We start from the raw sequence: 18,522 nt of genomic DNA, 5'->3' as shown, positions 1-18,522 counted from the left end.
AGCCGAGCCTGCGGTATCTCTGGCTTTGAGGGTGTGTGTGGGTTAACTTTGGATAACGATGCGAATTGATCAACTTTTGGTGCAGCGCGGGCTGGCCAGCACTCGCTCGCAGGCTCAGCGCCTGATTGCGGATGGCGTGGAGTGGCTGAAGATGGAGCTTTCGGGCGAAGTCTGGAAGCGTGTGGCCAAAAATGGAGACGAAGTGCCCGATGGCGCCAACATCCGTTTGCTCGATGATTCCGAAGCGCGATATGTGTCCCGCGGTGGCCTCAAGCTCGAGGCGGCGCTGAAGCACGTCGGCTTGTCCGTCACCGGACTGCGTTGTCTGGATGTGGGGCAGAGCACCGGCGGCTTCACCGACTGCCTGCTGCAGGCGGGTGCGCAATCGGTGGTTGGTGTGGATGTCGGCAGTGCCCAGCTGCACCCTTCGCTTCGCGACGATACACGCGTGCTGTGTGTCGAGAGTGTCAATGCCCGCACCCTGTCTGCTGCAGATTTGATAGCTGCTTACGCAGACAGCACGGGCGCTGGTGGTCAATTTGATGTTGAACCCGATGGCGATGACGGCTGGGATGATGGGGACGACTTCGACGACGAAGATGACTCCCGCCCGCCTGTAGATGCGTCGGATGATGCTGAAGAAGAGGCCGTGGAGCTGCCGCCTGAGTTTGCGCCGCCGTTTGACCTCTTGGTCGCTGACCTGTCCTTCATTTCGCAGACCCTGGTGTTGCCTGCTGCAGTGCCCTTGTTGAAAGAGGGCGGCATCATGCTGACCTTGGTGAAGCCGCAGTTTGAGTTGCAGCCGGGTCAGGTGGGCAAGGGCGGTATCGTCAAAGATCCGGCCATGTACCCCATCGTGGAGCAGCGCCTGCGCGAAACCTGCGCCGATCTGGGGTTGACCGTGACGCATTGGTTCGACTCCGCCATTGAAGGCGGAGACGGGAACCGCGAATTCTTTATTTGTGCCCGCAAGGCGGGCTGAACCCGGTGCCTGCCATGCAGGCGCGGGAGACGGAGATGACTATGTCTACCAACCAACGGATTCCACTGAGCCTGGAGTTTTTCCCGCCCAAAACCCCGGAAGGCGCTGAAAAGCTGCGCACCGTGCGCCAGCAGCTTTATGGACTGAAGCCTGAGTTTTGCTCGGTGACATTCGGTGCAGGCGGCTCCACACAGGAAGGTACGTTCAACACCGTGCGCGACATCCTGTCGGAAGGCGTGAGCGCAGCGTCCCACTTTTCGTGTGTGGGGGCGACCAAGTCCACCGTGCGCGAGCAATTGGCTACCTTGAAGGCCATGGGCGTAAAACGATTGGTGGCCTTGCGGGGCGACTTGCCCAGCGGCTATGGTGCTGGCGGCGAGTTCCATTACGCCAGCGACCTGGTGGCATTTATTCGTGCCGAGACGGGCGATGACTTTCACATCGAGGTGGCGGCCTACCCGGAAGTGCACCCGCAGGCCAAGTCGCCGGCCAGCGATTTGCAGGCTTTCGCCACCAAGGTGAAAGCAGGTGCCAATTCAGCGATCACCCAGTACTTTTACAACTCTGACGCCTACTTCCGCTTTCTGGAAGAGGTGGATGCACTTGGCATCACCGTGCCTGTGGTGCCCGGCATCATGCCCATCACCAGCTCCACCCAGTTGATGCGTTTCTCGGACGCGTGTGGTGCGGAGATTCCCCGTTGGATCCGTCTGCGGCTGCAGAGCTACGGGGATGAGGTAGCTTCCATCAAGGCCTTCGGTCTGGAGGTGGTGACGGACTTGTGCGAACAGCTGCGTGCCGGTGGCGCGCCTGCACTGCATTTCTACACCATGAACCAGAGTGCGCCCACTCTGGCTTTGTGCAAGAACCTGGGTCTAGACGCTTAACGCGTCTAGACCTTAGCCGCCGGCGTCCAGAGTGGACGTCGCGTTAGTGTCCTGACCCAGCAGTTCCACCATCTGGGGCAGCGCATCTTTGAGCGCAGCCTTGAGGGTGTGTGGCGGGTTGATCAGAAACATGCCGCTGGCGGGCAAGCCTGGGCGAACGACTTCACCTTCGGCATCTTGCGTGAGCTTGCTGGACTTGACGGTCAGCGTAGCGTGCAGCCAAGACTTGCCGGCCTTGTTCGCCATGGTCTTGAGCTTTTTAGGGACGTCGTGGGCTTCCGGGCATGGAATGATGGGGTACCACACCGCATACGTGCCGGTCGCAAAGCGTTGCATGGCATCTGCCACCATGCCGACCACGCGGGCGTAGTCGTTTTTGACTTCGTAGCTCGGGTCGCACAGCACCAGCGCACGGCGAGATGGTGGCGGCAAAAACTTCTTGAGCCCTTCAAAACCATCTTCCCGCAAAACAGTCACTTGACGACCGGCTTCCAGTTGGGCAACGTTGGCGATCAGTGTTTTGGTGTCGGTGGGGTGCAGCTCGAAGAGCTTGAGCTTGTCGCGACCGCTCAGTAGGCTTTGGATGATGAAGGGCGAGCCGGGGTACACCGACCAGTGGTTGCCGGCGTTAAAGCCCGCCACCATGTCGATGTAGTCTTGCAACGCGGGGGCAAACGGCTTTTCAGGCTTGGTGGCAACCAGCTTCAGAAAGCCTTCAGCGGCTTCTTCACTGGTCTTGGCAAAGTCGCCATCCAGTCGGTACAAGCCCGCACCGGCATGGGTGTCAAAGACGTTGAGGGCGGTTTCTTTTTGCGTCATGTGACGCAACACAGCCAGCAATGTGGTGTGTTTCAGCACGTCGGCATGGTTGCCGGCGTGGAAGGCGTGTCGGTAACTAAACATCCCCTATGATACCTAGCGACCCGTGATGCCATGTCGCATCCAGATTGGAACAGCGCTTTACCCGAGCGCTTGCGGGCATAAAAAAGACAGATTTCACCTCACCTCATGGCTGACATCACGACACCGACCAGCAAACCCAAGGCCACCGCGGCCGGGCATCTGGACGCCCTTGCGCCGGGCACCCGATTGGCTGAGTTCGAGGTCCAAGGCCTGCTGGGCGTCGGCGGTTTTGGCATGGTTTATCGTGGGTACGACCACTCCCTGCACAGGGCGGTAGCCATCAAGGAATACATGCCCACCAGCTTGGTGGGCCGCGATCGCAATCATTCGGTCACGGTGAAATCCGCGGTAGATGCCGCATCCTTCGAATCCGGTCTGCGTTCTTTTATTGCGGAAGCGCGTTTGCTGGCACGGTTTGACCACCCGTCGCTGGTGAAGGTGTACCGGTTCTGGGAGGCGAATAACACTGCCTATATGGCAATGCCCCTCTACGAGGGCATCACGCTCAAAGAAGCGCGGCGCCGCATGAGTGGCCCGCCCCCACAGGCTTGGCTGCAGTCGGTGTTGTGGTCGGTGTTGGCGGGGCTCAAGGTTCTGCATGACAACAGCACCCTGCACAGGGACGTATCGCCTGACAACATCTTTTTGCAAAACGTCGGACCGCCGGTGCTATTGGATTTGGGCGCCGCCCGCCGCGCGATTCTGGACACCAGCCACAAGCACACTGCGGTGCTCAAGGTGAATTACGCGCCGATTGAGCAATATGCTGATGCCAAAGACATGCAGGAAGGTCCCTGGACGGATTTGTATGCCGTTGCCGCCGTGATGCACGGCTGCATTTGCAATGAGCCGCCTTTGCCTGCCACCTTCCGTGCAGTACGTGACCGCATGCCGAGCTTTGAGCAGGTCACGCAAACCGCCCAGACCCATTTCAACCAGACGTACTCTGACAATTTCGTACAGGCGATTTCGCACGCCCTCGCAATTGAGCCCACCGAGCGGACGGCCAGCGTTGAGGCTTTTGCCCGCGAAATAGGCATGAAATCGCCTCCTGACCTGGCCCGGTTTGATTGGCGTAAAGCTTTGGGTGATGCGGTTACCTTGACTGAGACCGGCGATGATCCATCGCCGATAACGACGGAGTTGTTGACGACCCAGCCCGCATCGGATTTTCCGGATACCGTTTTCCAGCCGACGACTTACGACCATTCCAAGACCGTCAAAACACCGTCACGAGCCGATGCGGCGGTCAAGCCACGAGCAGCCAGAGGCTCTGCGAAAGTGAATAAAGGCATGCCTTTTTGGCTATGGCTGGTGCCGGCTGCGTTGCTGCTGGCGCTAATCGCGTGGTGGGTGCGACCGGCTGCCTCCCCGGCAGTCGTCGCACCGCCGGCGCAGGCCTCAGCCCCCGTAGCGGTGATCACAGAGCCGGCAGAGACTCCTTCCATGCCCCCTGAAACTGCACCGGTGCTCAAGCAGACTGCGCCGGTCGCCGCCAGTGGTGGGAAGACACCCGGCGCGGAGGCCGTTGTTGGTTCGCAGCGCACAGGTGTGCCTGCAAAGCCTGTGGTACAGGCGCCTGTAGCGGCCACAGAAAAGGTGGTGCCTCCCAAGCCGCAGCCACGATCAGACGCCAAGCCTTTGGACGACAAACCCACTCCCGCCAAAGACCCGATTGCAATTTGTGCGGAGGCCAGCATCCTGACCCGGACCATGTGCGTCTATCGGGAGTGCCAGAAGCCGGAGTTCTACCAGTTGCCGGTATGTGTGGCAGACCGCAAACATTGGGAAGAGAAGAACAAGGCCCGGAACTGAGCAGTTCGGGCCGCATTTGGTGAATTTGCCAGCTCTTTGTATAATCGGGGGCTTCGCAGCGCTTTTGTGGCTCCGCGGCGAAGAATTCAACCCACCTAAGAGATTCCCATCAGAGGAACGCCGACCGTGGAAAAGAGCCCTCCCAAACCTTCTTTTTAAAGAGAAAACTCATGTCTACATTCAGCGCAAAACCCGCTGAGGTCGTGCACGAGTGGTTTGTGGTTGACGCGACCGACAAGGTCCTCGGACGAGTAGCCAGCGAAGTTGCTCTCCGTTTGCGCGGCAAACACAAGGCCATTTACACGCCTCACGTCGATACCGGTGATTTCATCGTCGTTATCAACGCAGCCCAACTCAAAGTGACTGGCACCAAGTCCTTGGACAAGGTGTACTACCGCCACTCCGGTTACCCCGGCGGTATCACAGCCACAAACTTCCGTGACATGCAGTCCAAGCATCCCGGTCGCGCTTTGGAAAAAGCCGTCAAGGGCATGCTGCCCAAGGGTCCCCTGGGCTACGCCATGATCAAGAAGCTCAAGGTGTACGGTGGTGCTGAGCACCCCCACACTGCCCAGCAACCCAAAGTGTTGGAACTGTAAGGAGCTCACATGATTGGTGAATGGAACAATGGAACAGGCCGTCGCAAATCCAGCGTAGCCCGCGTATTCCTGAAAAAAGGCACTGGCAAGATCACCGTGAACGGTAAAGACATCGAAAACTTTTTCGGTCGTCAAACCTCCATCATGATCTGCAAGCAACCCCTGCTGTTGACGAACCACGCAGAATCGTTTGACATCATGGTCAACGTTGCTGGCGGCGGTGAATCCGGCCAAGCGGGTGCTACCCGTCACGGCATCACACGTGCTTTGATCGATTACGACGCGAGCCTCAAGCCCGCACTGAGCCAAGCCGGCTTCGTAACTCGTGACGCACGTGAAGTGGAACGTAAGAAGGTCGGCTTCCACGGCGCACGTCGTCGTAAGCAGTTCTCCAAGCGTTAATCACGCTGCAACATTACGTTGCAATCCAGAAGCCGCCAGAGTGCAAACTCAGGCGGCTTTTTTCGTTCTGGCTGATAGACTTCGCCCTCCATGAGATTCCGTCTATTACGTCGCCGCCTCACCATCAGTGCCCCCCGCATGGCCGTGCGCAGTGCGCTACCGTGGCCATTCCGTTGGGCCTTGCTGGCCATTGTTCTGGGCTTTTGTGCAGCGATCGGTCTGTGGGCCTTTGAATTCGGCAAGGATATCGCTGGCCTTGAAAAAGGCTCGAAAGACGAATTGATGCAGCTGCGGGCGAACGCAGCCGCTCTGCAAACGGAAATGCTGGCCCTGAAGGCTGAGCGGGACAAAGCCCAATCGATTGCCAACACTGCGGATACATTGGTGACGGCAGAAAAAGCTTCCCAGGAAAAACTCATCGCGCAGGTCAAGCAATTGGAGGCGGATAACCGAACGTTGCGGGACGACCTCGGATTTTTTGAGAAACTGATCCCGTCAGGTGGCACCGAAGGCGTAGCAATCCGGGGCCTTCAAGCGGAACTGATTTCCCCGACCACACTAAAATGGCAGGCGCTGGTCATGCAGGCCGGCCGTAACGCCCAAGAGTTTGCAGGTCGTTTGGAAATAACTCTGGTGGGTACGGCCAACGGAAAAACCTGGACCGCTTCGTTGCCTGACGGCTCCATGCCCGTCAAGCTCAAGCAGTACGGGCGTCTTGAGGGAGAATTCCAAATCCCTCCACAAACCGTGGTGAAAAGTGTGTCAGCACGTGTCCTTGACGGTACGACGGTCCGCGCGACCCAGACCCTCAAGCTTTAGGTCATTCTGAGGTAAGCCATGTTCAACAAAAATAAGCAGCCCCCCATCAAAAGCTTGATTGCCGACGGCACCGAAATCCAGGGCAATTTGTCTTTCTCAGACGGCTTGCGCGTAGACGGAATCATTGTTGGGAATGTGTTGGCGGCAGAAGCAGTTGCAAGCATTCTGGTGATTTCGGATTCAGCAAGAATTACCGGCGCAATCACTGCAGACCACATCATCATTAATGGGACCGTAAAGGGCCCTATCCATGCACGGCGCATGCTGGAACTCCAGCCCAAGGCCCGTATTGAAGGTGACATTGAATACGCCGCGCTAGAGATGCACCAGGGTGCCCTCATTGCGGGTCAATTGCGCCCCATGTTGGTCGGCGAAGAAAAACCCACACTGAAATTAGCGGCAAATAACCAGTAAGAGAATTCCCGAGCGAATTCCTGTACTATTTGTCAATTCCTGAATATGAATGGAGCCGCCATGAGCGCTGTTGCCGAAAACATCCAAACTGAAATGCCCGCCCCGATCCTGTTTACCGACAGTGCCGCGGCCAAAGTGGCTGACTTGATTGCCGAAGAAGGCAACCCTGATTTGAAACTGCGTGTATTCGTGCAGGGCGGTGGTTGCTCCGGCTTCCAATACGGCTTTACCTTCGATGAAATCACTAACGAAGACGACACCACCATGACCAAAAACGGTGTGTCCTTGTTGATTGACGCCATGAGCTACCAATACTTGGTAGGCGCCGAGATTGACTACAAGGAAGACTTGCAAGGCGCCCAATTTGTGATCAAGAACCCGAACGCCACGACCACCTGCGGTTGCGGCTCTTCTTTCTCGACCTGAAGCACCATCCCGCCGCGTCCGATGGGTCAGGCGGGGTAGATTGCTCCCAGTATGCGGGCGCCTCTGGCGCCCGTAACTTTTGGAAGGTTGGCCGTGTGCCGCAGAATGGCTTGGCGTGCCAGCCATGCGAAGGCCGTAGCCTCTACTTGCAAGGGAGGCAGCCCGAGTTCATCAGAGCTTTGAACTTGGCAGCTGGGTAACAGCATTTGGATGCGCTGCATCAAAAGCCGGTTGTACGCGCCTCCCCCACACACTGCCAAAGACTCGCATCCGCGCATATTCCGGCGCAAGGCATCCGCACAAGCGCGTGCTGTGAGCTCTGTGAGCGTGGTTTGGACATCTACCGCTGATGCAGGGCCATGCCGGTCTTCATGGGTTTTGAGAATGTTCTCAAGCCACGCAGCGTTGAATAGGTCACGTCCTGTGCTCTTGGGCGGCTGGCGATCCAGAAAGGGCTCGGCCAACATGTGGTCCAGCAAGTCTGGCAACACGGTGCCGGAGGCTGCCCAAGCTCCACCATCGTCGTAATGCTGTCCGGTATGGCGGTGACACCAGCCGTCCATCAATGCATTGCCCGGGCCGCAGTCGAATCCCAGCACTGGGTTCTCCGCGCTCGCGTGCAGCAGTGTCAGGTTGGAGATACCGCCGATGTTCAATACCGCCAATCGTTCGCCATGGGGGCTGAAGAACGCCTGGTGAAAAGGTGGTACCAGTGGAGCGCCTTGTCCGCCTGCTGCGACATCCCGACTGCGAAAGTCCGCCACTACGTCCACGCCGCACAGCTCTGCCAAAAGTGCCGGTTGATTCAGCTGGGTGGTGTAACCGGTGCCATCGAATTCGCCAGGCCGGTGCCGAACCGTCTGGCCATGTGCTCCGATGGCACGAACAGCGGACGGGGGAAGCCCGGTCTCTTGCAGCAGCTTGCCAACCACCGAGCCATACACGCGGGCCAGCCCACTGGCTGCCAATGCGCCACGATGAATTTCGTCGCTGCCGGAGGCGTTAAGTGCCAGAAACTCAGCGCGTAAAGCATCGGGAAATGGGGCCGCCTGATGCGCCAGGACGCGCATTCTCTCGCCGGAAAAGTCGGCCAGCACACCATCCACGCCATCGAGCGACGTGCCGGACATCAGTCCGATGTAAAGCTCTGACACAGAGTGGCCGTGGCTTACTCAGCCGAGCCTGGAGTCAACTGGGCAGCACTGGCCAGCTGTGCGCGTACGCTTTGTGCAGCTTTGTCAAACAAGGGCTTGGCCGCTGTGGACACCGGCACCGCTTCGCTCTGGCGCGCGATGGTCAACGGATCATGGTGCACGCCATTGACGCGGAACTCAAAGTGCAAATGGGGTCCTGTGGCCCAGCCCGTGGCGCCTACCGCGCCGATGTTCTGACCTTGCGAAACGTTTTGGCCCTTTTTGACATTGATGCGGCTCAAGTGTGCATATACGGTGGTCTGGTTGTTCCTGTGCTTGACCATCACTACATTGCCAAAACCACCCTGCACACCTGCAAAGTCCACGGTGCCGTCACCAACGCTGCGCACGGGTGTGCCGGTAGCAGCTGCATAGTCCACGCCCAGATGGGCTCTCCACGTTTGCAAAATGGGGTGGAAGCGCATTTTGAAGCCGCTGGTTACGCGGGAGAATTCCAGCGGAGAGGCCAGAAAGGCGCGGCGCAGGCTTTCGCCGGCCAGGGTGTAGTAACCGCCTTTGCCGGGAGCCACCGGGTCCTTGAACCACATGGCTTGGAAAGGCTTGCCGGCATTCACGAACTCGGCGCTGAGTACCCGCCCCGCGCGCATCGGTTCGCCATCACCTTCCAGGGTTTCATACACCACCGAGAAGCGGTCGCCCTTGCGCAGCGCGCGGTGGAAATCGATGTCACCCGAAAAAATTTCTGCGATCTGGGTTGCAATCGAATCCGGCAGGCGTGCATCGTCGGTGGCGGCAAACAGCGAGCTGTTGATCACACCACTGGCCAGGCGCGTGTTGGCCACCAAAGGCAGAGTTTCCACTTGAGAGCGGAAGCCACTCACCGTCTTTTCAATGGTCAGGCGTTTGAAAGTGCCGTCATCAACAGGGCTCCAGCGGGCGCTGAGCTTGAGCAACCCTTGGCGTTCGTTGACTTCCGCAGTGACGTTGCGGCCGGCGCGGCCCAGTAACGCAGACTGCGCCTGAGCATCAGCCCGCAAATAAGCGGCAGCCTGCGGGTCAATCACCCCGAGGCGCTTGAGCAGGGTGTCAGCCGTGTCGCTGGAGCGCGTGGTTTCCGAGCGGTAGAGGCGCATCGCCAGCTCGGTAATGTCCTCATTGCGAGCGGCGAGCAGGTCGCTTTGTACGGTCTCGACCACGGTGCGCACCGGCAAGTCCGATGCGTCCGGTGCGAAATTGGCCACGGCAAAGGTGGCGCCTGTGCCGCCCACCAGCAGGGCTGCAATGATGGCGGTTATCCGCTTGGGATACTGCTGCCCGAGAGCCGCGGCACGCGCCACGCACTGTTCTACAGCCTGGTTCAGTCCATGCTTCAAATCAAAGACTCCGGTATGGGGGATGCGGCCCGACTAAAATCCAGCCGCTGGCAACGCTTGCGTTGCTGAAGGGAGCAGGCAGTATAGCCTTCGCTTCGATCCCGGCCACAAGAAAAACCCTTATGAATCAAGCCTTAAGCCCTCAGTTAGTTGTAAGCGATCGTGTGCGCGAGGCCCTTGCGGTCACCCTGCGCGGCGTGGAAGAACTGCTCCCGCAAGACGAATGGGTGAAAAAGCTCGCCAAGTCCGAGGCCACCGGCAAACCGCTGCGCATCAAGCTGGGGCTGGACCCGACCGCGCCTGACATTCATATCGGTCACACCGTGGTGCTGAACAAGATGCGTCAGCTGCAAGATCTGGGCCACACGGTGATCTTTTTGATCGGTGACTTCACCAGCATGATCGGCGACCCTTCCGGCCGCAACAGCACGCGCCCGCCGCTGACGGCCGAGCAAATCAAGGTGAACGCCGAGACCTACTACCGCCAGGCCAGCCTGGTGCTGGACCCGGCAAAAACCGAGATCCGCTACAACAGCGAGTGGAGCGACCCGCTGGGAGCGCGCGGCATGATTCAGCTGGCCAGCCGCTACACAGTAGCCCGCATGATGGAGCGCAACGACTTCCACGACCGCTTCAAGGCCGGCACCCCTATTGCGGTGCACGAATTCCTCTACCCGCTGATGCAGGGCTACGACTCCGTGGCGCTGGAGAGCGACCTGGAGCTGGGCGGCACCGATCAGAAGTTCAATCTGCTCATGGGCCGCACCCTGCAGGCCGAATACGGCCAGGAGCCCCAGTGCATCTTGACCATGCCACTGCTCGAAGGGCTGGATGGCGTGGAGAAAATGTCCAAGAGCAAGAACAACTACATCGGCATCTCTGAAGAGCCCAACACCATGTTCGCCAAGGTGCTGTCCATCTCCGACGTGCTGATGTGGAAGTGGTACACGCTGCTCAGTTTCAAGAGCGAGGCGGAGATTGCTGCGCTGAAGGCCGAAGTCGAGGGCGGGCGCAACCCCAAAGATGCCAAGGTGGCGCTGGCCAAAGAAATCACGGCGCGCTTCCATAGTGCTGCTGCGGCCGATGCGGCAGAGCAGGACTTCATCAACCGCAGCAAGGGCGGCATCCCGGACCAGATCGACGAAATCACCTTGCCACTAGGTGAGGGTGGCGCAGCGGTGGGCATTGCCGCGCTGCTGAAGTCTGCGAACCTGGCCGCCTCCAGTGGTGAAGGCAACCGCCTGATTGACGGTGGCGGTGTGCGCGTGGACAGCAATGTGGTGAGCGACAAAGGCTTGAAGCTCGGCGCGGGCACCTATGTGCTGCAAGTGGGCAAGCGCAAGTTTGCCCGCGTGACCCTGGCCTGAGTCCGGGCCTAGCGCTTCTCCAGCAAGCGCACCATTTCTGCGTAGCCATAGCTGCGCGCCAGATCCAGCGGTGTTTTGCCGTGGCGGTCGGTCAGTTGCAAGTTAGCACCAGCTTCCACCAGGGCCTTCAAAGTGGCTTGGTGGCGGGCGCCTCCGTTGCCCAGCACGATGGATTCGATGGTCGCGGTCCAGTGCAGATTGTTCACATGGTCCAGCGGGGCGCCGGCGGCAAGCAGCTGGCGCACCACGCCGTCGTGGCCCAGGTGGGCGGCCGCAATCAGCGCTGTGCCGTCGTAGCGGCTTGTCACCAGCTTGGCGCTGGCGCCCAGGCTCAGCAGGGTGCGCAAGGTATCCTCGTCATCAGCTACTGCCGCGATGGTGACGGCGTCGTACCGGTCATTTTCCAACGCGCCGGTGTCAGCGCCCGCTTGAATCAAGGCGCGCACCGCCGCGCGCTGTTTGGCAAAGGTGGCCACATGCAAGGGCGTGCGGCCATAGGCATCGCGCTGGTTGATGTCGGCTTTGGCGCTCAGCAGCTGCGTGATTGTGGCCATATCGCCCCGCGCCGCCGCCGCGTGCAGGCCGCGGTAGGCAGCTGTCTCGGCGGCCGTGGGCGCTACCTGCGCCTGAGATAGCGGCAGCCATGCCATGCCCGCCAGTAGCAGGGCTAATCGAAGGGTCCGGACAAGCCGGGTGCTACCGGGGGGTGACATGGTGCTTTACCTTTTAAATGCTATAAAAACAGGAGCTTCTCGCGCAATATCCACGAGCGCTAGGGAGTCATTTACTTCAAAGAATCCTTGACCTTGTCCAACGCGGCCATCGCGCACTGCTCATCCAGGTGGCCGCCGGGTGCGCCGCCTACGCCCACTGCGCCAATCACTTCGTTGCCCACCTTGACCGGCACACCGCCACCCACCAGCAGGAAACCGGGGATGTAGACCAAGTTGGCTGCGGCCGGGTTCTTTTGGGCGCCTTCCATCATGGCCAGGGTGGTGTTTTTGGCGGAGGCTGAGGTAAAGGCTTTTTCCTGGCTGGCGGCCAGGGTGTGGGGGCCGGCATTGTCAGCGCGTTGCACGGCGCGCACGCTGCCGGCGCGGTCCACCACGGTGGCGGTCACGGCATAGCCGTTGGCGGAGCAGGCGGCCACGGTAGCGGTGGCGATCTGGTTGGCCAGTTCCAGCGACATGTTGCGCTCGGTGCGCACGGCTTGCGCGCTGGCTGCGCCAGCAACGGTGGAAAGAATCAAAGCGAGGAGGTGGGAAGTACGCATGGAATGCTCCGGATATTGAGGTGTACAAGCGGTTCGATCAACCGTGCAGGTACTGTAAAAATCCGGGGGCGATTTGCCCATGCGTACCGCTACGCCCGCGCCTCCGTACAACTACGGAGCGCCCAGAGCTTTATGCGGCGGTGTCTTCGTCCACCAGTGCGGCGTACTGTCGCACCAGCTGGGCCAGCGCGTCAATCTCCAGCTTGGCGAACAGGTTGGCGCGGTGGGTTTCTATGGTGCGGGGCGACACGTTGAGTGCGCGGCCGATTTCCTTGTTGGTCAGCCCGGACACGATCAGGCCCAGTACCTCGCGCTCGCGCTCCGACAGTTGCGCGTAGCGCTGTCGCGTGACGCGGTCACCCTGGTTGCGTTGGCGGGACTGCACATGCTGGCGCACCGCGGTTTGCAGCGCTTCAAGCAGGCGCTCGTCGTCCACCGGCTTCTCCAGAAACTCGGCGGCGCCGGATTTGAAGGCGCGGCGGCACATGTCGATGGTGCCGTGCCCGGTGAGCATGATGACGGGCTGGTCCACCTTTTGATCCTTCAGCGTGTCGAGCACCGTCAACCCGCTGATGCCGGGCATGCGCACATCGAGCACGATGGCGCCAATGCTCTCGCGGTCAAAGGACTGCAAAAACGTCTGCGGGTCGGCCCACGGCTGCACGCGCAAGCCTACGGTGCTGATCAGCAAGGCCAGACTGCTGCGCACGGCTTCGTCATCGTCAATCAGGTGGATCAGGGGAGAAAGCGGTGCGGTCATGGGGCGGGCGTTGCGAGAGGCATCTGCAGGGTGAACTCGGCGCCTTGCGTTGGCAGATTGGCAGCGCTCAAGTGCGCGCCCATGCCCTGCGCCAATGATTCGCACAGGCTCAGGCCCAGACCGAGGCCGCCTTCACGCGTGGAAAAGAAGGGCTCAAACACCTTGGCCAATGCGTCTGGCGGGATGCCGGGCCCGGTGTCCTGCACACGCAGCACGCCGTGGGTGGCTGTGTGGCTCAGCGCCAGTTGCAGCGTACGCTGCTGCGGCGGTACCTGCTCCATGGCTTGCAGTGCGTTGGTCAGCAGGTTATGGATGATTTGCTCCAGCGCCACCGGGTCGGCCTGCACCTCCAATGGGGTGCCGTCCACGGTCAAGGTGGGGGTGCAGCGGCTGCGCTGCAGCTCGGGTTCCAGCAGGTAGAGCGCGTGCTGGCAGGCCGCGTGCAGGTCCACGCTTTGCACTGCTGCGGCGCTGCCCGGACGCTCCACTGTGCGGCGCAGGCGCCCCACCACATCAGACGCTCTGCGCGCCTGTTGCACCGCCATTTGCATCGCGCTGCGGGCGGCGGTCAGGTCCGGCTCGGCGTCGTCCAGCAGGCGGCTGGCGGCCTGGGTGTTGGCCAAGATGGCGGTGAGCGGCTGGTTGATTTCGTGGGCCATACCGGCTGCCAGTTCGCCCATGGTGTTGAGCCGTGTGCGCTGCCCCACGCGCTGGCGCTCTTCCTCGCGGCGTAGCTGGGTGCGTTGCTGCACCAGCATCCGGCCGCGCAGCAAGGCCAGCGCAATGGCGCCCGCGCTGATCAACATATAGGTCCACGGCAGAGCCGACCACGGCACATGCAGGCGCGACACCACTTCAAAAGGCTGGCTCTCCGCCGCCAGCACTTTGCGGGCTTCAAAGGTCCAGCCCGCATCTTCGGGAGCAAAGGGGTGACCGGCTTGCGCGGTGTAGGTCTTGGCGCCCAGATCGAGGCGCACTTGCACCGGGCTGGTGTCCGGCTTCATGGGCCATTCCGCCCACGGCACCATGTTGCGCAGGGCAATGGTCAGGGCATAGCTGTCCGGCTGCGCAGCCAAGACCAGCTGGTAAGTGCCCTTTTGCAGGTCGACATCGGCCAGCACTGCGCGCTTGAGGCGGAGGGACTCGGCCTCCGCGTTGGCAAGTTCGGGCGAGGGCCAGGTTTCATTGGCGCCCCGGTGGGCTGCCGCCGCAATCTGGCCATACAGCGCGGGCAGGCGTTGCTCAGGACGATCAGCCGCATTGCCGCCGTGCAGCAGCGCCAGCGTGGCCAGAATGGCATCGTGTTGCACGACCTGCTGGCTGAGCAAGCGGTGCACGATGCGGGCGTTGGTGTCGAACACGTCCTGCTGACGCGCCAGCTCGCCGCGCGCGATGTAAACACCGCTCAACAGCGACAGCGCGGCCCAGGCCAGCAGCCACAATCGGAGGCGTTGGAGGTGTGCAAACATGATGATTCATTGTGGCACAGGAGTGCGCGGCACAATGGCCGTAGACAGTTTCGAGAGGTACACGGGATGATGGCTTTGGTACAGCGCGTTCGCCGCGCGCAGGTGGTGGTGGAGGGCGCTACGGTCGGCAAGATTGAGCAGGGCTTGCTGGTGCTGGTGTGCGCCGAACAGGGTGATACCGAGGCCCAAGGCGACAAGCTGCTGGCCAAGCTGCTCAAGCTGCGCATCTTCAGCGATGCAGACGGCAAGATGAACCGCAGCGTGCAGGACCTCGATGGTGCGGGCCAGCACGGCGGCCTGCTTGTCGTGAGCCAGTTCACCCTGGCTGCAGACACGTCGGGCGGTAACCGGCCCAGCTTCAAAGCGGCTGCAGCGCCCGATGAGGGGCGGCGTTTGTACGACTACTTTGTGGCCCAGGCCCGCACAGTGCATCCCATCGTGCAGACCGGAATTTTTGCTGCAGACATGCAGGTGGAGCTGGTCAATGACGGGCCGGTGACGATTCCGATGCGGGTGGCGCCTGCTGTATAGGTGCTACTGATTTGATAGCTGATTGCGCATATTTCATGGGCGCTAGAGACTAAAAATACTAAAGGGTTAGGGCCGTCGCCTCCCTTTGAAGGCCCCTGCAAGCGAGGGCTCATGCTGCGGCATGTCGCGGCGAATTCACGCGTCGTCCCGATAATTTGCGTATGAAAATCGCACTCGCTATTGCAACTGTATTTCTCGCCCTGTTGTGGACTGGCTTTATCGGCCTCTCGGCGGCCTTGGCCAGTTGGGTGGCAGGCCAAGGCGTGGACCTGCAAGGCGGGCTTCAGACCATCGCCCAGTGGCCGCTGCCCCCATGGATTGCGTTGTGGACAGACGCAGGTACCGCTGAGGCGGTGCGCGCAACCATCGTGTGGTCGGTGGAAATGCTTGCCGCTGTCATGCCGTGGATCACTCCGCTGCTGGATTGGGTAGCCCCGCTCTTGTGGGTGATCTGGGCCTTCGGCATGGTGACACTGATGGTGCTGGCTGCAGTGGGTTTGCTGCTGATCGGACGTATGCGCAAGCGCGCACGGGTTGCAGGTGTGCGCTACGCGGATTGATAGAGGTGCGCAGGTTCTCGCTCGCAACGAATAACCCGTAGGAGAAGCCGCCTTGGGCGCTTTGCGCAGGTCAAGGAGGCGCGCGAAGCGCGGGGGACACGGAGCAAAGCGCCCAAGGCAGATGCTCCTGAGCGCACTACCAACAGGGTTCAATAGGGGTTCTTGAACCCCAAGCGTGCCATGATCTCGCTCTCGCGCAGCTCCATTACTTCAGCGTCTTCGTCCAGTTCATGGTCCCAGCCCTGCGCGTGTAGGGTGCCGTGGACGATCATGTGGGCGTAGTGGGCTTCCAGCGTTTTCTTTTGCTCTTTGGCTTCTTTGGCAACTACCGGTGCGCACAGCACCAAGTCTGCGGTGACAGGCTCTTGCGTGTAGTCGAAGGTCAGCACGTTGGTGGCGTAGTCCTTCTGGCGGTATTCGCGGTTCAGGGTCTGGCCTTCTTCGGCGTCCACAATGCGCACGGTGATTTCACCGTCCACCTCCAGGGTGTTGCGGATCCAGCGGATGACTTTGTGGCGCTTGAGTGCGTCGCGGTGTTTTTCGGCGTCTTGGATCTTGCCGAATTGCAGGGAGAGGCTGAGTTCTGGAAGCATGTGGTTCAGTGAATCAAAAAGGGTTAGCTGCTGCGTGCTGTACGGGCCGGAGCGCGGGTCTTGGGCAGGCCCACGCGGGGGAGTTCGAGCTCAGGCTCGGGAATAGCGATTTGTGGCAGGTCTTCCAGCCGCGCGGCCTCGTAGGCATCCACGATGCGGGCGACCAAGGGGTGTCGCACGATGTCGGAGCTGGTAAGGCGGGTGATGGCAATGCCCGGCGTGCGACGCAGCACGCGCTCGGCTTCCACCAGGCCGCTCATCTGCGCTTTGGGCAAATCGATCTGGGTCAGGTCGCCGGTGATCACCGTCTTGGTGCCGAAGCCCACGCGTGTCAAAAACATCTTCATCTGTTCTGGCGTGGTGTTCTGTGCCTCGTCCAGGATGACAAACGCGTTGTTCAGCGTACGCCCACGCATGAAGGCCAGAGGGGCAATTTCCAGCTGCTGGCGCTCAAACGCTTTGTGCACCTGGTCGTAGCCCATCAGGTCGTAGAGCGCGTCATACAGGGGGCGCAGATAGGGGTCCACCTTCTGGTTCAGGTCGCCGGGCAGAAAGCCCAGTCGCTCTCCGGCTTCCACCGCGGGGCGGGTCAGCACGATGCGCTGCACTGAGCTGCGCTGCAGTGCGTCCACCGCGGCAGCTACGGCGAGATAGGTTTTGCCGGTACCAGCGGGGCCGATGCCAAACGTGATGTCGAACTCGGCAATGTTGTCCAGGTACAGCGCCTGGTTCTGGCTGCGGGGTTTGAGGTCGGCGCGGCGGGTGGAGAGGCTGGGGCCCTCGGCGCCCAGTTCGCCATCGCCGCTGAGCATGAGCTGCACGGTGGATGCTGCAATCGGCCGGCCGGCAATCTCGTACAGGGCCTGCAGCATCTCCATGGCGCGCTGGGCTTTGGCCTTGGCACCTTCCACCTTGAACTGCTCGTGCCGGTGGGCAATTTTGACTTCCAGCTCGCGCTCGATGGTGCGCAGGTGTTCGTCGGTCGGTCCGCACAGGTGCGAGAGACGCGTGTTGTTCAGCGGGGTGAAGATGTGTTTGAGAATCAAGCTGATAATCCGGCAAAGCAGGGGGCCTGCGAAGGGGCGCCACAGAGGCGCTACCCCTGCATTGTCCCCAATTTGATCCGAACCGTGGCCTCGCTGGCCATCCACCACTCCAGAACCCCGGACTCCGCACCATGATCGGCAAACTCACAGGCATCGTCAGCGACAAAAATCCACCGCAAGTCATCATCGACTGCGGCGGCGTGGGCTACGAGGTGCAGGTGCCCATGAGCACCTTCTACAACCTGCCGGCCGACGGCCACAAGGTCACGCTGCTCACCCACTTTGTGGTTCGCGAAGACGCGCAAATCCTCTACGGTTTTGCCACCAGCACTGAACGCGAAGCCTTCCGGGAATTGATCAAGATCTCCGGTGTGGGGCCGCGTACGGCCTTGTCCGTGCTGTCGGGCATGGATGTGGGCGACTTGGCACAGGCGGTGACCTTGCAAGAGGCCGGTCGCCTGATCAAGGTACCGGGCATCGGCAAGAAAACAGCCGAGCGCTTGCTGCTGGAGCTCAAAGGCAAGTTGGGTGCAGACCTTGGTGCGCCTCTGGGCGCCGTGGGCGATGCGCAGTCCGACATCCTGCAGGCATTGCTGGCCCTTGGCTACAGCGAGAAGGAAGCGGCAGCCGCGCTCAAGGCCCTGCCCAAGGATGTGGGTGTCAGCGACGGTATCAAGCTGGCGTTGAAGTCTTTGGCTAAATAAGCCTCTGGCGCCCGCTGCATCTGCGTGGGAAGCTCCTCTTTTGGTAGCGCCTTGGGGCGCTAGTCTGCGGGTTAGCGATAGGTGGGGGTGCCTTGCGGTCTGGCTACCATGCAGTCAGGCCCGTAGAGGCCGTGTCTCTTGACGTACCCCACCAGAGAGGAATCGCCCCATGAAGAAATCCGTGTGCTTTAGCGTGTTGGCCTTGGGCCTGTTGTCCGCCAACGCATGGGCGGCCAAAGACTGCGAAGTGTTGAAGACTGAACTTGGCGCCAAGATCGAGTCCCATGGGGCCAAGAACTTCACCTTGGACGTGGTGGACCGCGATGCCGACAGTGGCAAAAAGCGCGTGGTCGGCACCTGTGAGGCTGGCAAAAAGAAAATCGTCTACACCCGCAACTGACCCCGCCCTGCGGCGGGTGTCTAGCGGCCTGACGCCAGTGCTTGC

Annotated in this window: 22 protein-coding genes; 13 read left to right on the top strand and 9 right to left on the bottom strand. The window is 60.8% G+C overall.

Annotated elements, in window-relative coordinates:
• The first annotated feature begins 58 nt into the window (after positions 1-58).
• Positions 59-982, top strand: coding sequence for a TlyA family RNA methyltransferase (locus ACOAP0_RS06180; RefSeq protein WP_498375143.1), 924 nt, complete (start codon positions 59-61; stop codon positions 980-982).
• Between the two features lie 35 nt (positions 983-1,017).
• The gene (gene metF, locus ACOAP0_RS06175; RefSeq protein ID WP_498375145.1) at positions 1,018-1,869 is read left to right on the top strand and encodes a methylenetetrahydrofolate reductase [NAD(P)H]; all 852 of its coding nucleotides are present in this window, start codon (positions 1,018-1,020) and stop codon (positions 1,867-1,869) included.
• Positions 1,870-1,881: 12 nt separating this feature from the next.
• Here the strand turns inward: metF and ACOAP0_RS06170 are convergent, their stop codons facing one another.
• Positions 1,882-2,772 (bottom strand): 23S rRNA (adenine(2030)-N(6))-methyltransferase RlmJ, encoded by an 891-nt coding sequence (locus ACOAP0_RS06170; protein ID WP_498375146.1) that lies wholly within the window; start codon positions 2,770-2,772, stop codon positions 1,882-1,884.
• Between the two features lie 105 nt (positions 2,773-2,877).
• On the opposite strand from ACOAP0_RS06170, the gene ACOAP0_RS06165 reads away from it, so the two are divergent.
• From ACOAP0_RS06165 to erpA, 6 genes are all read left to right on the top strand, one after another.
• Entirely contained in the window at positions 2,878-4,587 is a 1,710-nt protein-coding gene (locus tag ACOAP0_RS06165) for a serine/threonine protein kinase (RefSeq protein ID WP_498375148.1), read from the top strand.
• A 170-nt stretch (positions 4,588-4,757) separates the two neighbouring features.
• Complete coding sequence (gene rplM / locus ACOAP0_RS06160) at positions 4,758-5,186, top strand: 50S ribosomal protein L13 (protein ID WP_087495115.1); 429 nt, start codon at positions 4,758-4,760, stop codon at positions 5,184-5,186.
• A gap of 9 nt (positions 5,187-5,195) precedes the next feature.
• Entirely contained in the window at positions 5,196-5,588 is a 393-nt protein-coding gene (rpsI, locus tag ACOAP0_RS06155; RefSeq protein WP_087495114.1) for a 30S ribosomal protein S9, read from the top strand.
• Positions 5,589-5,678: 90 nt separating this feature from the next.
• Positions 5,679-6,407 (top strand): DUF6776 family protein, encoded by a 729-nt coding sequence (locus tag ACOAP0_RS06150; RefSeq protein WP_498375149.1) that lies wholly within the window; start codon positions 5,679-5,681, stop codon positions 6,405-6,407.
• A gap of 18 nt (positions 6,408-6,425) precedes the next feature.
• Positions 6,426-6,821, top strand: coding sequence for a bactofilin family protein (locus ACOAP0_RS06145; RefSeq protein WP_498375150.1), 396 nt, complete (start codon positions 6,426-6,428; stop codon positions 6,819-6,821).
• A 60-nt stretch (positions 6,822-6,881) separates the two neighbouring features.
• The gene (gene erpA, locus ACOAP0_RS06140) at positions 6,882-7,247 is read left to right on the top strand and encodes an iron-sulfur cluster insertion protein ErpA (protein ID WP_087495111.1); all 366 of its coding nucleotides are present in this window, start codon (positions 6,882-6,884) and stop codon (positions 7,245-7,247) included.
• A 26-nt stretch (positions 7,248-7,273) separates the two neighbouring features.
• Here the strand turns inward: erpA and ACOAP0_RS06135 are convergent, their stop codons facing one another.
• Together ACOAP0_RS06135 and ACOAP0_RS06130 are read right to left on the bottom strand one after the other, a co-directional pair.
• Complete coding sequence (locus ACOAP0_RS06135; protein ID WP_498375151.1) at positions 7,274-8,401, bottom strand: anhydro-N-acetylmuramic acid kinase; 1,128 nt, start codon at positions 8,399-8,401, stop codon at positions 7,274-7,276.
• Between the two features lie 14 nt (positions 8,402-8,415).
• Complete coding sequence (locus ACOAP0_RS06130) at positions 8,416-9,774, bottom strand: peptidoglycan DD-metalloendopeptidase family protein (RefSeq protein WP_498375152.1); 1,359 nt, start codon at positions 9,772-9,774, stop codon at positions 8,416-8,418.
• Between the two features lie 122 nt (positions 9,775-9,896).
• Here ACOAP0_RS06130 and tyrS point away from each other — a divergent pair, with 122 nt between their 5' ends.
• A complete protein-coding gene (gene tyrS, locus ACOAP0_RS06125) occupies positions 9,897-11,141 on the top strand; it encodes a tyrosine--tRNA ligase (protein ID WP_498375153.1) in 1,245 nt (414 codons plus the stop codon).
• A gap of 8 nt (positions 11,142-11,149) precedes the next feature.
• On the opposite strand, the gene ACOAP0_RS06120 is transcribed toward tyrS, so the two are convergent.
• The 4 genes from ACOAP0_RS06120 to ACOAP0_RS06105 form a co-directional block, all read right to left on the bottom strand.
• Positions 11,150-11,854: an ankyrin repeat domain-containing protein gene (locus ACOAP0_RS06120; protein ID WP_498375154.1), complete on the bottom strand. Its 705-nt coding sequence runs from the start codon at positions 11,852-11,854 to the stop codon at positions 11,150-11,152.
• Between the two features lie 71 nt (positions 11,855-11,925).
• Positions 11,926-12,414, bottom strand: a complete 489-nt coding sequence (locus tag ACOAP0_RS06115; protein WP_498375155.1) for a GlcG/HbpS family heme-binding protein — start codon at positions 12,412-12,414, stop codon at positions 11,926-11,928.
• Between the two features lie 130 nt (positions 12,415-12,544).
• Positions 12,545-13,174 (bottom strand): response regulator transcription factor, encoded by a 630-nt coding sequence (locus tag ACOAP0_RS06110; RefSeq protein WP_498375156.1) that lies wholly within the window; start codon positions 13,172-13,174, stop codon positions 12,545-12,547.
• Positions 13,171-14,643: a sensor histidine kinase gene (locus ACOAP0_RS06105; RefSeq protein ID WP_498391344.1), complete on the bottom strand. Its 1,473-nt coding sequence runs from the start codon at positions 14,641-14,643 to the stop codon at positions 13,171-13,173. The genes ACOAP0_RS06110 and ACOAP0_RS06105 overlap by 4 nt, the downstream gene beginning before the upstream one ends.
• Positions 14,644-14,709: 66 nt before the next feature.
• Between ACOAP0_RS06105 and dtd the strand changes: the two genes are divergently transcribed.
• Both dtd and ACOAP0_RS06095 read left to right on the top strand, forming a co-directional pair.
• Positions 14,710-15,174: a D-aminoacyl-tRNA deacylase gene (dtd, locus tag ACOAP0_RS06100; RefSeq protein WP_498375158.1), complete on the top strand. Its 465-nt coding sequence runs from the start codon at positions 14,710-14,712 to the stop codon at positions 15,172-15,174.
• Between the two features lie 161 nt (positions 15,175-15,335).
• Positions 15,336-15,734, top strand: coding sequence for a hypothetical protein (locus tag ACOAP0_RS06095; RefSeq protein WP_498375159.1), 399 nt, complete (start codon positions 15,336-15,338; stop codon positions 15,732-15,734).
• Positions 15,735-15,883: 149 nt separating this feature from the next.
• Here the strand turns inward: ACOAP0_RS06095 and ybeY are convergent, their stop codons facing one another.
• Both ybeY and ACOAP0_RS06085 read right to left on the bottom strand, forming a co-directional pair.
• Positions 15,884-16,327: an rRNA maturation RNase YbeY gene (gene ybeY, locus ACOAP0_RS06090; RefSeq protein WP_498375160.1), complete on the bottom strand. Its 444-nt coding sequence runs from the start codon at positions 16,325-16,327 to the stop codon at positions 15,884-15,886.
• Between the two features lie 23 nt (positions 16,328-16,350).
• Positions 16,351-17,373: a PhoH family protein gene (locus ACOAP0_RS06085; RefSeq protein WP_498375161.1), complete on the bottom strand. Its 1,023-nt coding sequence runs from the start codon at positions 17,371-17,373 to the stop codon at positions 16,351-16,353.
• A gap of 131 nt (positions 17,374-17,504) precedes the next feature.
• Here ACOAP0_RS06085 and ruvA point away from each other — a divergent pair, with 131 nt between their 5' ends.
• Both ruvA and ACOAP0_RS06075 read left to right on the top strand, forming a co-directional pair.
• Positions 17,505-18,077: a Holliday junction branch migration protein RuvA gene (ruvA, locus tag ACOAP0_RS06080; protein ID WP_498375162.1), complete on the top strand. Its 573-nt coding sequence runs from the start codon at positions 17,505-17,507 to the stop codon at positions 18,075-18,077.
• Between the two features lie 169 nt (positions 18,078-18,246).
• Positions 18,247-18,477: a DUF1161 domain-containing protein gene (locus ACOAP0_RS06075; RefSeq protein ID WP_087495098.1), complete on the top strand. Its 231-nt coding sequence runs from the start codon at positions 18,247-18,249 to the stop codon at positions 18,475-18,477.
• Positions 18,478-18,522: the final 45 nt, after the last annotated feature.

This window comes from Curvibacter sp. Hmag1.1 (assembly GCF_059769165.1).
This window is presented reverse-complemented; position numbering and strand designations above follow the sequence as displayed.